Origin of the sequence: Kitasatospora sp. NPDC056651, assembly GCF_042792155.1 — a bacterium.
In the GTDB taxonomy this organism is placed as follows: Bacteria; Actinomycetota; Actinomycetes; order Streptomycetales; family Streptomycetaceae; genus Kitasatospora.
This window is the reverse complement of record NZ_JBHTWX010000040.1, coordinates 1-15,830: the sequence shown is the minus strand read 5'-3', so window position 1 is coordinate 15,830 and position 15,830 is coordinate 1. Positions and strand designations below refer to the sequence as shown.

Below are 15,830 nucleotides of genomic sequence, written 5' to 3'. Positions count from 1 at the left end.
CCAGAGACTCAGTCGCTTTCAGTCGCTGAGCTTCAGTCGCTCGACAAAACCCCAGGTCAGAGCGCGTTTACCCACCCGATCAGCGACCGAAGCGACTCAAGGTCGGGTATATGAAGACATTCCCGTGTGCGTGTGTGCGTCATAGACCCGGGCTTCAGTCGCTTCAGTCGCTGTTTGCTGTTAAAAGCGGCTTTGACCTGCGAAAATGCCGGAGTGACCGAAGCAGCGACTGAACAGGCTCAGTCGCTCGCCCAGGACTCGGTCGCTCACTTTGCCCGGAAGGTCCGGCGGTAGCGGTTCGCACGTCCTCGCTCGGCTAGTCTGTGTGAGCTATCTTCTGAACTTCGGTCGCTTCAGTCGCTGATCTGGTGCCCACCAGTGCTCTGACCTGGCTTTTCGCCCTCAGCGACTGAATGAGCGACTCAACTCAGGGCAGCTACCGAGGAAAAGGGGAAGGGACCAGCGTGACGGCGCCGAAGGCCGTGGGGAGCGACCGAACGGACCGCCAGCCTGATGCGCTGGCCGTTGCGGGTTGGTGTGCTGCCCAGGGCTGGCCCGTTCATCCGCTGGCCCCCGGACGCAAGACCCCGCCCGCGAACTGCCAGGCCTGCCAGGAGGCACCGCACTCCCCCAGCGACTGTTCCTGCCCGGCCGCGGGTCGCTGGTGCCACGGCTTCCACGCAGCGACTCTGGACCAAGGCGTCCTCGCCACCTGGTGGCGCGTCAACCCGGACTTCGGGGTCGGCGTCGCCTGCGGCCCGGCGGGACTGGTCGTCATCGACGTCGACAGCCACACCAGCGTCGTCCCAGCCCGGGACCGCATCCTGCCCGGCATCCCGATCCACGAGGACGTCAACTTGGACGGGCTGGAGAACGGCTACCACACCATCGCCCTGCTGGCCGCCCTGCGCCGGGCCGCTGACCCCACGACGGACGAGAGCACCCTGCGCGTCCGCACACCCTCCGGGGGCCTGCACATCTGGTACCACGACCACACCGACCGCCGGTTCACCTGCTCCACCGGGTCCTCCGCCGGCCGCGCGCTGGCCTGGCAGGTCGACGTCCGGGCCCACGGCGGCTACATCGTCGCGCCCGGCACCGTCACCGCCGCCGGCACCTACACCGCGCTCCCCGGCGCCAGGATGCCGGCCCCGTTGCCCGAGTGGCTCAGCGAGGAACTCGTCCGGACCGGCCACCTCAAGGACCGCCCCGGACAGCACAGCGTCCCGCAGCCTGCCATCCCCGACCGCGCCCGCCGGGCCGTCGTCGCCGCGGGCGGTGGGCGGAAGGGTGCGGAGCGGGTGCTCGACACCGTGCTCCAGGACGTCACCGCCTGCGCCACCACACCCGAGGGAGCCGGCTTCACCGGCAAGCTCAACCGCGCCGCGTACACCGTGGGAGGCCTGGTCTCCGCGGGCCACCTCACCCACGCCGTGGCCGAGCAGCTGCTCCTCGACGCCGCCCGTACCGCCCGTCCGTCCCAGGACAGGCACAACTCCGCCGTCATCCGTTCCGGCCTGGCGGCCGGCAGCCGGCAGCCCCTGCACATCGGGAAGGCCCGCGGATGACCGATCGTACCCGCCGCAAGAGGACGGTCTTCGACCCCGTGGCCGCAGCCCAGCAGATCCTGGACTACCCGCCCGTCCCCGGTCCAGCCCAGGCCCCGTGGCACGGCACAGCCGTCCAGGAGAGCCTCCTCGACAATCCACCCGCCGCTCCCCAGGCGGCAGCACCCCCCGTGATTCCGCAGGCACCCGCGGGGCCCGTCGTCCAGACCCCCACCGGCCCGCAGGCGACCCCGCACGGCCTGCTGCCCGACTCGCTCTCCGACCGCGGCAACGCCAAACTCTTCGTCCACCTCTACGGCGGCGACTACCGCCACGTCCCCGGCCTCGGCTGGTACCGCTGGTCCGCGCACCGCTGGCAGCTCGACGAGGACGACACCGTCCTGTGGGCGGCCGGCGAGATGGCCGAGAGCATCGCCACCCACGACCCGCGCGGCGTCTACACCAACACCGACCTGCGCCGGCACCGCCGCCGAGCCCTGTCCACCTCCGGCATGAACGCCATGCTCGCCCAGGCCAAGTCCGCCCCCGGCATGGTCCTCAACGCCGCCCTCCTCGACGCCGACGCCTACGCCCTGTGCACCCCCGGCGGCGTGGTCGACCTGCGCACCGGGGCGATCGTCCCGCCCGACCCGAAGGTCCACCACCACTCGCGCTCCACCACTTTGGCCCCCGCCCGGATGCGCACCCCGCGCTGGGACCGCTTCCTCACCGACACCTTCGGCGACGACAAGGAAGGCCGCCAGACCCGCGACTTCCTCCACCTGCTGCTCGGCTACTCGATCAGCGGCGACGTCGGCGCCCAGGTCATGCCCTTCCTCTACGGCCAGGGCAAGAACGGCAAGTCCGTCCTGCTCGACGTGATGATCCAGCTCCTCGGCGACTACGCCGACGCCGCCCCACCGGGCTTCCTGATGGCCAAGACCTTCGACGGCCACCCCACCGACCTCGCCGAACTCCACGGCCGGCGCATCATCGTCTGCTCCGAGCTCAAGCCAGGCGACCGCTTCGACGAGGCCCGGGTCAAGCTGCTCACCGGCGGCGACAAGATCAAGGCCCGCCGGATGCGCCAGGACTTCTTCTCCTTCGAGCCCACCCACAAGCTCTGGCTGCTCGGCAACCACCGCCCCGAGGTCGGCACCGGCGGCTTCGCCTTCTGGCGGCGCATGCGACTGATCCCGTTCGAGCGGGTCGTCCCCGAGGAGCGGAAGATCGACAACCTGGCCCACGTCCTGGTCGCCGAGGAGGGCCCCGGCATCCTCGCCTGGCTCATCGACGGCGCCCGCCGCTACTTCGCCGGCGAGAAGGACCTGGCCGGCCCCCAGGCCGTCCAGACCGCCACCACCGCCTACGCCGAGACCGAGGACCACGTCGGCCGCTTCCTCAAGGAGGCATGCGTCACAGGCGAGGGAATGCGGGCCGAACAGTCCCAGCTCTTCGGCGCCTACACCCGTTGGTGCGGCTTCGAGGGGGCCAATCCCGTATCCGGGCGTGCATTCGCGGCACGAGTCCGCGAGACACTGGGTATGACCTCTCCCAAGGAGATGGTCCTGTCCAACAGCCGTAAGTTCTACCCGGGCATCGGCCTGATCACCGACGACACAGAGGAGCACACCGCGTGAGCGCGCTGATCGACCCGGCCGAGCTCGCCCACGAAACCGACCTCGTCTGGCTGGAGGACACCTCCGACCTCGACTACGTCCGTCAGTCGCTGGACCGCCTCACCACCCGCCGCGGCCGCCCGGCCTACCACCGCGACGGTCGGATGGTCGGCTACGCGATCCTCGGCCCCGACGCCAAGTCCTCGCGGGCCTCAGGCACCTTCCGGCGCCGCGTCTTCTGGCTGCTGCCGCACGACCGCGACCAGGACCCGCAGGGCCTGTACTCCACCGGCGCCCCCTCCGAGGCGGTCGACCCGCGAACCGTCGCCCCGGGGGTCAAGGGCTACAAGACCGAGCGCTCCGAGGGCGGCCCGGCCTCGCCAGCGATGCTGGAACTGGGGATAACGCTCCCGAAGGCCTGACGGCCCCGGGTGCGGGGGCACGGCTTACGGCGTGGGGGCGGTCCGATTCTCGGGCCGCCCCCACGTTGCTGTGTGCGCCCCCGTGCGGCATCCGCTCGTCCGCTCGTTTCCCTGGCGCTCCCCACTCCCTGGCGCTCCCCACCCTCCCCACCCTCCCCGCCGACCGGACTCCCGCCGACCGGACTCCCGCGAACCGGACGCCCGTCGACCCGCAGCTTCGGTCCCGACGGGCCCACCGGGCAGCTCAGTCGCTCCGCTGACTGACCGGGACGGACGTCAGGCCACCAGGTGCTGCGCCCAAGCCGCAAGGAGCGCGAAGTCGCCCGCCGTCAGCCCGGTCTTCGGATCGACGTGGTGGAGGAGCGCCGGGCCGGAGTGGTGGGCCCGGACCCAGGCGCGGTCCGCGTCCGTGATCTGGTCGTCGACCCAGGCGAACGGGCGGCCCTGCGCCCAGGCCACGATGTCCGGCGTCTTCCAGAACACGCCGCCGTCGGGCCGGGGGCGCGGATCGGACCAGGTGATGAACGGCAGCGTGGGCAGCCCCAGGAGGGGCGCGAGGAACATGTTGGCCTCCTCCTCCCAGGTCGTCGCCCACACCAGGTCGAACGGCAGGGCGGCGAGCGCCGGCCCGTGAGCCGGGTTGAGCCAGACCCGCAGGGGCTTCGGTGGCTTGTTCGGAAGCCCCCACTCGCTGAGCCGCCGACGCTCGTCCGCCTCCCAGCGCGGCGTCATCAGCCGGTGCGTACCGTAGCCCCCGGGACGCCGGGACGGCTTCGCCGCGAAAGGGTTCAGCGGCCCGTCGACGTCCACCAACAGCACCGGTTGCATCAGGCCACCCCCCGAGATCGTCCCCGTACGGTACTCGCCGACGGTGGGCAGGCCCAGCGAATTTCCATCAGGGCGGTGGCTGCTGGGTCGTGTTTGCCAGGGCGCTCCCCCAGGCCCCAGGCCCCAGGCACACTGCCCCAGGCCCCAGGAACGCTCCCTCAAGTGCACTCCCCCGGCTGGCTCTCCGGAACCTCTCCCCCGCTGGCTCCCGGAGTCGCTTCCGAGGGATCGGCCGGACGATTTTCCGCGGAAAATTCCATGGCCCGGGCGGGACGGCATCGTTGGTGCCCGGGCCCGTCGCCCAGAGACGGATCCTCAGCCTCGCCAGGAGGCGATCCCTCAACCCCTGCCGGGCTCCACCTGGGCGTCATAGGCAGCGCGGGCGGTGGCGATGTCGCCCTGGTGGCGCTCGGCCCAGCCGACGAGCCCGGCGAGGGAGGCGTGGAGTTCGCGGGCCATGGGCGTGAGGCTGTACTCCACCTTGGGCGGCACCGTCGGGTAGACGGTCCGGACGAGCAGGCCGTCGCGCTCCAGCTTGCGCAGGTTCAGGGTGAGCATGCGCCGGCTGATGCCTGCGACGGTCCGTTCCAACTCGGTGAACCGGACCGGTCCGTGCGTCGCGGCGACGAGGATCCCGATGCTCCACTTGCCCGCCACGTGGTCAAGGACCTCGGTGATTGGGCACGCCTCGTTGCTGACCTGGTCGGACACATCGGTGTGACTCTGGGACATGAAAGTGCCTCCTTCCGCTGCGCGCAATGGTTACAGACCATGTCTCCTGTAACAAGTCGTGCACCATAGGAAGGGGACTCCCGTGCGGAGAACCAACTCATCAGTGACGGCATCACCCTGGGCGGCACTGGCCGTGCTCTGCGCCGGGCAGTTGATGGTCATCCTCGACGGGACCATCGTGAGCGTGGCGCTGCCGTCCATCCAGCACAGCCTCGGGTTCTCGCCCGCGGGCCTGGCCTGGGTGGTCAACGCCTACCTCGTCCCCTTCGGCGGCCTGCTGCTGCTCGCCGGACGGCTCGGCGACCTCGTCGGACGCAGGCGCGTCTTCATCACCGGCCTGGCGATCTTCACCGTTGCCTCGCTGCTGTGCGGTGTCGCCCAGGACCCGGCGATGCTGCTCGCCTCCCGGTTCGTCCAGGGCATCGGCGGCGCGGTGACCTCCGCCGTCACCCTCGGCATGGTCGTCACCCTGTTCCCGCAGCCGAGGGAACGGGCCAGGGCCATCGGCGTCTACAGCTTCGTCCAGTCCGCCGGAGGCTCGATGGGCCTCCTCCTCGGCGGCGTTCTGACCCAGACCGTCGGCTGGCACTGGATCTTCTTCGTCAACATCCCGATCGGCGTGGTGGCCGTGCTGGCGGCCCGTCGCGTGCTCGCCTCCGAGCAGGGCGTCGGCCTCGGCAAGGGGACCGATGCGGCGGGCGCCCTCCTGGTCACCTCCGCGCTGATGCTCGGCGTCTACACCATCGTCAAGACCACCGACCACGGCTGGGCCTCGGCACACACGCTGGGCTTCGGAGCGGCGGCCCTGGTCCTGCTCCTCGCGTTCGTCGCCCGCCAGGCGAAGGCGACCCACCCGCTGCTGCCGCTGCGAGTGTTCCGCGCCCGCAACGTCTCGGGCGCGATGGGCATCCAGGCCCTCATGGTGGCCGGGATCTTCAGCTTCCAGTTCCTGGGCGTCCTCTACCTGCAGAAGGTCCTCGGCTTCGACGAGATCCACACCGGCCTCGGCATCTTCCCGGTCTCGGTCGCGATCGGCGTGCTGTCCCTCGGCCTCTCCCCCAAGGCCATCGCGCGCTTCGGCCCCCGCGCCGTCCTCCTCCCCGGACTCGCGTTGATCGCGGCCGGCCTTGCCGTGCTCGGCCGGGTGTCGGCCGACGGGCACTATGCCGTGGACATCCTGCCTGCGCTGCTGCCGCTCGGCATCGGCTTCGGCCTCGCGATGCCGGCCCTGGCCACGCTCGCCATGTCGGCGGCCACACCCGAGGACTCGGGCATCGCCTCCGGCATGTTCAACACCATGCAGCAGGTCGGCGCCGCCTTCGGCCTCGCGGTCCTCAGCACGCTCGCCACCGCACACACGGACGCCCTGCTGGCCGACGGGGCGAACATCCCCTCGGCGCTCACCGGCGGCTACCAGTTGGCCTTCCGCATCGGGGCATGCCTCGTCATCGTGTCTCTTCTCCTGGCCGCAACCCTGCTGCGCTCCCCCGCCGCAGCGCGACGTCCTGTGGCCGAGGAGATGCCGGTCCCCGAGAATGCCGCTCACTGACTGGGCTGCGACACCGCCCGGTGTCATGCCGTCGACGCTGATCGGCCGGATGCGCTGAGCCTCGTCGGAGGGCTTCCGATTTTCCGCGGAAAATTCTGCGCGGTGGAGCGTCCATCGCCCGTTGGCCCGGGCCGTCCGAGGTACGCCGTCGGAGGCGGCTTCCGCAGGCCCCGGATTTTCCGCGGAAAATCCGGGGCCTTCTTGACGCAGGGACGGCTGCCGGTGGCTCTGCACCGTCGGGATATCGGACCAGACCGTCATGTTCGGGAGCGCGGTTCGCCTGTCGTAGAGGCACGGGTCCGGGGTGAGCGGCCCTCGCGCTGGTCTCAGCGATGTCATCCGTGCCGTAGGCATCGATCAGATTGTCCACGGCGTCGAAGAGCTCGCCGGGCGGCTCAGCGTCGTCGCTCGCTGGAAGCCGTACCAAGCGCAACCGCTCAGAGTTCCACCCTGGGCCAGCATGCTGACCGACCGTCCTGTACTCGTGTCCGCGTGGCAGACCCGCCATGAGGATCGGTCAGGATCAGCGGCCGATGTCTTCTGGGCGGAGCAACTCAGCGGAGACCTCTAGACCCATCCCTCGTCCAGGTAGATCGTCCAGGCGTCTCCCACTGCCCGGTGCAGCCGAACCAGAGCCGCGATGTCTGCGATGACTGCGGGTGCGTCGGCGAGACGCAGCGGGGAGCCCGGGACACCGTTGCGCGTGTAGGTCGGCAGCTCGCCGTCACAACTGAAGGCGTGGAGCGGCGAGGGAGTGTCGGTGAACCATGCGGGGCGGTTCTTCTCTGCCCACGCAGCTGCGGTGTCGACGTGATCCACATACGCCAGCAGGTGTTCAGGAGCAGGGCCATCGCTGAACTGCACGAGGAAACCCTGGGCGTCCACGGCCCACCAATCCCACGTGACTCCAGGTCGGGGGTGCCGCAGGATCGTCGCCATGCCGCCACCGTATCCAGCCCGCACATTGCTCGTGAAGACGATCCGATGGAAACGGTTCAACACTCCCCTGGCGGATGGGCACCTGGTGGACACGGTTGCGATCACCGCTGGATGAGGACTTGGATGGCCGGCATCCCGTTTCACGGAGACGGCCACAGTCGTCGGATGATGACGCCCCAGAGCAGCGGCCCAGCGGCAGGCGTCGCCTCCGGTGAGCCTCGGATTTTCCACGGAAAATTCTTCGGGCGGACCGAGGCCAGCCGTTGCCGACACAGCGATCTGCGGGTCTGGCCGGTCCAGGATGTGCTGGCGATCTTCCGTCCGATGTCTGCGGACGAGATCGACTTCGATGTCGACCTTCGCGAGCTGCAGGGGCAGACGGGAGTGGACACCCTGTGCGGCTTCCTGCGCGCGATCGGCCTCCGACTGGGCAAGGCGGTGGCCATGACCGCCGAAGGCGACTACGGGAATCCGGTGCTCGGGTTCGATCCCGTCGCGGACCGCGTGGTGCTGTTGGCGGAACCGCGTCTCAGCTGACTGGTGCGGGCGGCGTCCGCAATGACGGCCGCGTCGCGGGCATCGGTCTTGGCTTCGTTGGCGTGGCACCAGCCGCCGGCATCCACGTTACGAAGAGCCTCCCAGCACGCTGGTGGTTCTGCCTCTATCAGCGGTCTGCCGATGCCTCGGGCCCGGTGACACCACCCCCAGGTCATGCGAACTGCAGGGGGAACAGTCATGCCGGACCGGAGGCCGGGAGCCCCATTGCGGGGCGACCAAGAAGGTAGCGGGGACCGGACCCAATCTGGGCCACTCCCACGTACCGGGCCGACCATCGTCGTTCCCGTTCCCACTCCCGCTCCCGAGTCCGCGGACTCGGGCACTTGGCGGCAGGCGGACGCTGAGGAAGCCCCTATATCCGGTGGCCCACGCACCGCCTCGCTGGCACGGAGGAAGTGGATCTTCTGCCGCCGGCAGCCGCATCTGGATGGGGGAGAGTGCAGCCTTGTCGTGAAGATGCGTGGTCTACCCGACTCGTGCCCGTGGCGTGGCCGCGAGACGAGGCGTGCCGCACTGCTGATGCTGATGGGTCGGATGCGCTGGACGGCTTTGGCGAGGGGCTTCTGATTTTCCGCGGAAAATTCTGCGGCACGGAGGGCCAGCTGTCGGGCTGGCGGCGCGAGTCGTCAGAGGCCGGGGCGTCCTACGGACGGATGCCTGTCCTTGGAAGCGGCTTCTGACGGCCCCGAATTTTCTGCGGAAAATTCTCCGGGCTGACCAAGGACACCTTTGGGCATCGCTGGCCGGCATTCAGGGGCGTGGACTCCAACCGGATGCGAGGGACGGAGCACGGGAGCCAACCGCCTGTCGCCCGCCCGGTCATGGTTCGGCGGGCGCGCTCGACGGCCTCCGCATCCTGAGTAGGTGAGCCAGTCTGCGGCACGTATGCCCGTGTGGCTCAGCCGCTCGCTTCTGCTTCCCCGTCGTCGCCGGTGCTTCTGGTGCTTCCGGTGGCGATGCCGGCCGAGCATTCGACGTGCCCTCTCGTGTAGCCGATCGTTCGGTCCGATTGTTGGAGGGGCATCCTGACGAGATGTTTCCGTAGCAGCGGGAGACCCAGCTCGCTGGAGTGCCGGGAGGCCTGGACGTCCGTAGGGCAGAACGGATCGTCAGCAGGGGCCAGGGCGCGAGCACGACGGACACGCTGTTGATGATGATCCACGTGACTGCGCTTGGTTCAGGGCAGTGGGGGAGTGGCGGGAGGGTGCCAGACGTCCTGCCTGCTCCAGCTGTCATCTGCTGTCCGAGAGACGGAGTGCCAGCCCATCGATTTTCCGCGGAAAATTCTCGAACCTTGGTGGCAGCAACCATCCGGTCATGCGGGGTTGCTTGAGCAGTGGCACCGGCGATGCCGCGACCGGTTGCCCGCACAGGTGGCTCTTGGTGGGCACGAATTTTCTGCGGAAAATTCCCCGGCGATGCCGACCGGTGGCAGGGGAACAGCGGGATGTCAGTGGCATCGGGGATGCTCGGTGGCTGATGTCATCGAGTCAGGGGGCCTCCAGATGCCGATCCGTATTGCCAGCCGTCGTCGCGCGATGACAACGCTGACCGCCGCCTTCCCCGGTGCGGAGATCATCGACGTGACCTCCAAGGCGCCCGAACCATGGGTTCGGCTGAGCCCCTTCTATCCGCACGGCGGCATCCCGGTCCCGTACAGCGACGGCGTGAGCAGCCAGTCGGTGGAAGGGATCTGGCAAGCCCTCAAGGTCTTCCAGGGTGCGGATGTCGATGCTTCGAAGCTTGGGGTCGCCGCCATGAAAGGGCTGAAGCGGACAGTGCGTCGGTACGGCCCCGTCAGGGGCCACCGAACCGGCCTGCACGGAGAGCAGCTGCTGTCCTACGAGACAGCCCGCCGCCGGATCTACCTGCCGGCCTACCGCTGGGTCCTCGAACACCGCGTCGCCGACCTGGTTGAGCTACTGCGGAGCAAGGGGGACGTCGTCCTCCTGGACTACACCACCAACGGCGACGTCACCGACCCCGCCAGCCCGCTCTCCCATGCCGCGCTCATCCAGCTGCACATCGAAGGACGCTGGCCCAGTGAGGAGGAAGGTGCCGCTTCCGATGGCATCGGCGATCCGATGCCGTGAGTAGTCCGCGCAGGGGAAGACAGGTCGTGGTGGGTGGGCCGCGACTGACCACAGCCGCATCCCGGCCGTGCCGAGCAGCTTGATCGACGGCAGGGTCATCCCGTTGCGTCAGCCCTAGCCAAGCCCCTCCGATTTTCCGCGGAAAATTCTGAAGGAGCCCGGGGCTGCTGAGACAGGGGCGACAGCCCACCCCGGGTCGGACCGCACCTTCCACGCCGAGCCGGGTGAGGTCTCGAAGGGCAGCGGGGGAGTGGCGCGCCTGCACCGGGACCGGGGTCTCGCACCGCCGCCGCTTGCCTCCGGCCGCCTTTGATTTTCCGCAGAAAATTTCACGACGTACCCCCTGAGAGAGCGCGCTGCCGGCCCTCGGCCTGGGCGTCGAAGTCCCGTCCGCGTGGGCTTGGCCTTGCCCGGCTGAGGCTGGCCTTGTCCTCGCTCGGGTGACTGTCCAGGTGACGTTGTCCGCCGTGATGCCACTGTCCCTGGCCTTCCGAAGTAGCGGCCGAGGCTGGGCGGCCTGATCTGCCTGTGGAATCCCGGCGGCCTCAGCTGTCCGAGTCAGCCCCTACGATCGCCCGGTGACGGACGACGAGATCATCGAAGCCTGCCGGAAGATCAGTCGGGAGCAGCAGGCACCCCCACCTGCCCCGCCAGAGGCCATCTCGGAAGCGGAACGTGTCATCGGGTTCGCCTTCCCCACACTTCTGCGGCGCCTCTACACCGAGGTGTCCAACGGCGGCTTCGGGCCCGTCGACGGGGTTCTACCGGTCGACGTGGGGCAGTGGCACGAACACATCGCGGAAGCCTATGAGCACGGGCCGGACCCCACTGGTGGGGTGCCCGCCGGAGTGGTGCCGCTCTACGACTGGGGCTGCACGATGTGGTCGATGATCGATTTTCGCGACCCGGACGGTGCGATGTGGTTCAACGCAGAGGGAGATTGTTGGTCGCAAGGCGTCACCCTGGCCCAGTGGCTGGTCGCCGCCATGAACGGCGAGTTGAGCTTCGCCTGGCCAGAGGGCGTGCCGCCGGAGAGCGAATGGCACCGGCCGACCCCGCCGACTGACCACCAGGAGGGCTGACTGGTGTACGAACAGCCTGGCGAGACGGAGCGGATTCACCCCGGCATCCCCGGAGATCTGGATACAGGTGTGGCGGACTGGGCACGGATGCGCGACTGCTACGGGGACTTCGATCGTGTCCCCGAACTCCTGGAGCGCGTCGAGCGCGAGACTCCAACCCGTCCCTCACCTTGGTGAGCCGGTGGAGTCCGACGTGGCCGGGAGCGGAGGAGAACGGGGTCTGACGATGGTCGGTAGACACTGAGGGGCCGTTGACACGGGCCGGGGTCGGGGCGGTTCCGAAAACCAGGTGCCCCAGCCGTCGGCTCTCCCTACGCTTCCCGTCATGGACAGCACCCGGACCGAGCGCCTCGTCAACGTCGTGGATGTCGAAGCGACCTGCTGGGCCGGTTCCCAGCCGCCTGGAGCGGTCAGCGAGATCATCGAGATCGGACTGACCGTCATCGACCTGGACGCCGGCGAGCGCCTCGCCCGGCACCGGATCCTGGTGAGGCCCGTCCGGTCCACGGTCAGCGAGTTCTGTACGGAGCTGACCGGCTTCACCCAGGACGAGGTCGACCAGGGGGTGGGCTTCGCCGAGGCGTGCCGCCTGCTGGCGGCCGAGCATCGTGCGGGCGCCCGGCCGTGGGTCAGTTGGGGCGACTACGACCGCCACCAGTTCACCCGGCAGTGCCAGGCCACCCGGACGCCCTACCCCTTCGGCCGCCACCACACCAACGCCAAGGCGGTCTTCACCGAGGCGTACGGTCTGCGCAAACGCCCCGGCATGGCACAGGCCCTGGAGATCGCCGGGCGGCGGCTCGAAGGCCGTCACCACCGGGGCGAGGACGACGCCTGGAACATCGCCGCCCTCGTGCTCCACCTGCACGAACGGGGCGTCTGGCCGGCCACCGTCGAAGACCCCGCCTGACGCACCCGCTCAGCCTGTCCGGCCCCGTCAACCTGGCGAAGGCCCGCAGATCCGCCTCGCAGGGTTGAGTGCCTGGGCGGTGAACTGGATGCAGATGTGCGATAGCCGGTGGGAACGGGCGAGGGGCAGGTAGGCACGGGTGTGCAGGCTCCGATCAGTGCAGCCGTGGCCTCACCCGATGGAACTCCTTGACGATGACCTCGACCCCGTCCGCTGGGCGCACCTTGGCAGCGGTCCCGACCACTACCCGGGCGGTGGGGTGGACTTTTTTGCAGGCGCTGCGCGGACTGGCGCGCGCGGAGGACTAGGCGGAGGCCCGTAGGTGGGGTGACCGCCTGTTCGACCTGGTCTTCTACCGCCACTCCGGCGGCTACCTGCTGCCGGCGGCACCGGTAGTGCCGCCCCTGGTGCGCCTCAGCCCCTCCGAGCGGGCAGGGGTGCAGGCGGTGGCGCTGGGATTCCTGGTGCACCTCGCGGCTGGCGGAGTCTCCTGGGCAGACGACTCTCCGGGAAGCGGGGACCCCGAACAGCGGACTTCGGCTGCGGTCCGGGCCAGCCTGCCGACGTACTACGCGAACCTGGAGGCACCCGACGCGAGGGTGCGCTATGCGGCGTTCGTCCTGATCACAGTCCTGAAGCGCGCGGCCCTGCTGAGCCGCACCAAGGCCGAGCGCGCGGCGATGGAGGCGGGGGCCGCCGACCACCTCGGAGCGCTACCGGCGCGCAGCCGAGCGGCTCCACGAGTACGACCGGGACTCGCTCATCCAGTGGGCTCTGCGAGCGGCGAAGGTGGATCCGCTGTTCGGTCATGGTGAAGAGGGCTACGGGATCGATTCTGAGTGCTGAGTCCTGCCGCTGACAGCTGACCTTGTGGCAGATCGGGGTGCGCTGACGGGCGCGGCGGGGGAGCGGATAGCGCCCGTACTGCCGAGAGTGGACGGGTGTGGCCGTCCGTGGTGTGACCACCGCCAGGTGGTTGCCGGTGTTCTGCGGCGGCTGCGGGCCGGGAACCCATGGCGGATCTTCCTGCCCGGTACGGGCCGTGGCAGACCGTCTGTGGGCGGTTCGCCCGCCGGATTCCGACGGGACCTGGGCGGCGTTTCTGGGCTGGGTCGACTAGACGGTGGTGGTCGACTCCACGATCAGCCGTGCCCACCAACCTGCGGCTGGCTCCCGCAAAGGGAGGCCCCAGATAGAGGCGAACTCGGAAGCTCGGCCCGCTCGTAGGTGCGCCAGGCCCTCAGCCGGTCCTGCGGCGGGCTGACCACCAAGGTCCACCTCGCCGTTGATGGTTGCAGATTGGCGCTGTTGGTCCGTTCTCACGCCCCGGCGAAACCGAACGACGCCAGCACGCTCGGCCAAGTCCTCGACGGGACCCGTGTTCCACGTGCCATCGCGAGGCGCCGCCCGCGCACGACACTGGAGCGCGTGCTGGGGGAGAAGGCCTACTCCAGCTGGACGATTCGCCAGTTGCTGCGGTGCCGGGGCATCGCCGCCGTGCCCCCCGAGAACCGTGACCGGGTGGCCAACCACTGACGGCGCGGTACCCTCGGCGGCCGCCCACCTGCCGCCGATGAGGACATCCACCGACCGCGACCGCAACGTGGCCGAACGGTGCTTCGCCCGCGTGAAGCGGTTCCGTGTCGTCGCCACCCGGTTCGACATACTCGCCGATCGCTACCGGGTGGGACTCGCCTTTCCCGAGGGGTTCTCCGGGGCTGGAGCGTGGATGGTCCGGATTGATCAGTTCAGGACGCCGGAGCTTGATGGGGCGGTCCCCGGATGCTGGCCCTCATCTCGCCGTTGATCCAGGATCTCGCCGGCCAGGTTGTTCAGGGTGTTGCTCACGGCGTCGGCGGAGCCGCCGGCTCGCTTAGGAGCTGCGGATGGATCATTGCCGACGCTTCTTGCTCGACGACGGCTCCAAGCCAACTTGCACTGAGGTCTGCGGTTGGGCAGCTCCTCAGTTGCCCAGGCGCGCTGTCAGGGCGACGCGTGTGGAATGGGATTCAGACGAACTGGGAGCGGCGGCAGCTCTTCGGCGGGCCTGTTCAGACCGATGGAGGCTCATAACGTCAGGCGATCGTGAAATTCCATGTCGAACCGTCTCTGCGGTCAACGCGGAGAACATAAAAGACTCAGTAAACATCAAATAGACATTGCAGGCCTGCATGACCTGCCCGTGCTGTCTCGGCCCGATGGACGACTGTTGGTCGCCTGGCTGGGTGCCGGACCCCGGGTGCCGCTGTCGGTTATCGCGTGGCTGGCTGTTCGACATCGATGGGTGAGATCCACAAGACCGAGGCGGACGTTGCCCCGTGCATCAAGAGGAGACTCCACCGCCCTTTGGCCTCGTTGTTGAGACTGGCTGTCTTTCAGGTGGAGACGAGTGTCGGCAACGGCTGAAATCGGGTTCTGGATCACCTTCCGTGCCGGACTGACGAAGCATCACCGAAATCGCGATCACGAACGGTCGTGACTGCTGTACTCGCCTCATGGACAGCCAGAGCAATCGGTTGTCTTTTGAGCGCAGCCCCAAGGTGGATGAGCGTATGGCAACTTGAAGAACACCGGCTGGCCGGAAGTCCTGATACAAGAGGGGAAACGGCTGGTCCGTCCGCGACGGTGACCGCTGGATCTGCTTCGTGTGCCAGAAGTGAGCCACGAGCCTGTCCGTTCCTACCCGTACCCCTTCCATCCGCCCGAGTCCGGCGTGATGCCATGGCGCCCTTGCCGTGACCCAAGTGTCGGATGATCGATCCCCGTGAGCGCGGGGCCGATGGGGCTGGTCCTCGGTCATCTCGGGTCCTTTCAGAGCAACTCCCGCGAGCTTGGGTCCGATGCGGCTGACGGGCGGCAGCGGTCCGTATTGGGGAGCAACCCCCGCGAGCGCGGGGCCGACCCCTCGAACTGGTTCAGCGCGAAATGGAGCCCGGAGTAACCCCCGCGAGCGCGGGGCCGACACTACCGGCAGCGCCCACATGGGCCAGGCCGAGGAACAACCCCCGCGAGCGCGGGGCCAACGTGCCGGCCGCCGTGCCCGTGCCCGTGGTGCTGGAGCAACCCCCGCGAGCGCGGGGCCGACGTCCCACTCGGTGTCGGGGGTCTTCTCGACCTGGAGCAACCCCCGCGAGCGCGGGGCCGACGTGACGAAGTCGAGGTGGATACCGGTCTCGGCGGAGCAACCCCCGCGAGCGCGGGGCCGACGAGGTGAGTCGGTAGACGATCCGGGAGTAGATGGAGCAACCCCCGCGAGCGCGGGGCTGACCTCAACTGCGAGGTGGATATCCACCCCGGCGGGGAGCAACCCCCGCGAGCGCGGGGCCGACGGCGGCGGTGACCACCATGAACGACGGGCGGCGGAGCAACCCCCGCGAGCGCGGGGCCGACGAGGTGAGTCGGTAGACGATCCGGGAGTAGATGGAGCAACAACCCCCGCGAGCGCGGGGCCGACGCCGACGACCACAGCGACGAGTGCCCGAGGCAGGAGCAACCCCCGCGAGCGCGGGGCCGACAGCGGGAGCACCGGGGCAGTCCAGCCCCAGCCCGAG

The 15,830-nt window shown here is 69.1% G+C and carries 11 protein-coding genes and 1 pseudogene; 9 read left to right on the top strand and 3 right to left on the bottom strand.

The window, feature by feature from the left end; genetic code table 11:
• Positions 1–464: 464 nt before the first annotated feature.
• From ACFRAR_RS17665 to ACFRAR_RS17655, 3 genes are read left to right on the top strand one after another with little or no spacing between them, the layout of a single operon-like run.
• The gene (locus ACFRAR_RS17665) at positions 465–1,568 is read left to right on the top strand and encodes a bifunctional DNA primase/polymerase (RefSeq protein ID WP_380698981.1); all 1,104 of its coding nucleotides are present in this window, start codon (positions 465–467) and stop codon (positions 1,566–1,568) included.
• The gene (locus ACFRAR_RS17660) at positions 1,565–3,187 is read left to right on the top strand and encodes a phage/plasmid primase, P4 family (RefSeq protein WP_380698980.1); all 1,623 of its coding nucleotides are present in this window, start codon (positions 1,565–1,567) and stop codon (positions 3,185–3,187) included. The genes ACFRAR_RS17665 and ACFRAR_RS17660 overlap by 4 nt, the downstream gene beginning before the upstream one ends.
• Positions 3,184–3,588 carry a DUF6009 family protein gene (locus ACFRAR_RS17655; RefSeq protein WP_380698979.1) on the top strand — a complete coding sequence of 135 codons (405 nt, stop codon included), beginning with the start codon at positions 3,184–3,186 and terminating at the stop codon, positions 3,586–3,588. Before ACFRAR_RS17660 ends, ACFRAR_RS17655 begins: the two co-directional genes overlap by 4 nt.
• A gap of 276 nt (positions 3,589–3,864) precedes the next feature.
• Here the strand turns inward: ACFRAR_RS17655 and ACFRAR_RS17650 are convergent, their stop codons facing one another.
• The gene (locus ACFRAR_RS17650) at positions 3,865–4,416 is read right to left on the bottom strand and encodes a hypothetical protein (protein ID WP_380698978.1); all 552 of its coding nucleotides are present in this window, start codon (positions 4,414–4,416) and stop codon (positions 3,865–3,867) included.
• Between the two features lie 339 nt (positions 4,417–4,755).
• Entirely contained in the window at positions 4,756–5,148 is a 393-nt protein-coding gene (locus tag ACFRAR_RS17645; protein WP_380698977.1) for a winged helix-turn-helix transcriptional regulator, read from the bottom strand.
• Positions 5,149–5,302: 154 nt separating this feature from the next.
• Between ACFRAR_RS17645 and ACFRAR_RS17640 the strand changes: the two genes are divergently transcribed.
• Entirely contained in the window at positions 5,303–6,697 is a 1,395-nt protein-coding gene (locus tag ACFRAR_RS17640) for an MFS transporter (RefSeq protein ID WP_380699024.1), read from the top strand.
• Between the two features lie 567 nt (positions 6,698–7,264).
• Here ACFRAR_RS17640 and ACFRAR_RS17635 read toward each other — a convergent pair.
• On the bottom strand, positions 7,265–7,636 hold the full coding sequence (locus tag ACFRAR_RS17635) for a hypothetical protein (RefSeq protein WP_380698976.1): 372 nt from the start codon (positions 7,634–7,636) through the stop codon (positions 7,265–7,267).
• Between the two features lie 123 nt (positions 7,637–7,759).
• Here ACFRAR_RS17635 and ACFRAR_RS17630 point away from each other — a divergent pair, with 123 nt between their 5' ends.
• The 5 genes and pseudogenes from ACFRAR_RS17630 to ACFRAR_RS17610 all read left to right on the top strand — a co-directional run.
• Positions 7,760–8,173, top strand: coding sequence for a hypothetical protein (locus ACFRAR_RS17630; RefSeq protein WP_380698975.1), 414 nt, complete (start codon positions 7,760–7,762; stop codon positions 8,171–8,173).
• 1,493 nt (positions 8,174–9,666) lie between these two features.
• Positions 9,667–10,287 carry a DUF6939 family protein gene (locus ACFRAR_RS17625; protein WP_380698974.1) on the top strand — a complete coding sequence of 207 codons (621 nt, stop codon included), beginning with the start codon at positions 9,667–9,669 and terminating at the stop codon, positions 10,285–10,287.
• Between the two features lie 578 nt (positions 10,288–10,865).
• Positions 10,866–11,369, top strand: coding sequence for an SMI1/KNR4 family protein (locus ACFRAR_RS17620; RefSeq protein ID WP_380698973.1), 504 nt, complete (start codon positions 10,866–10,868; stop codon positions 11,367–11,369).
• A gap of 325 nt (positions 11,370–11,694) precedes the next feature.
• Entirely contained in the window at positions 11,695–12,279 is a 585-nt protein-coding gene (locus ACFRAR_RS17615; RefSeq protein ID WP_380698972.1) for an exonuclease domain-containing protein, read from the top strand.
• An 870-nt stretch (positions 12,280–13,149) separates the two neighbouring features.
• Positions 13,150–13,972 (top strand): annotated as a pseudogene (locus ACFRAR_RS17610) (IS5 family transposase); the annotation flags it as partial.
• Positions 13,973–15,830 lie beyond the last annotated feature (1,858 nt).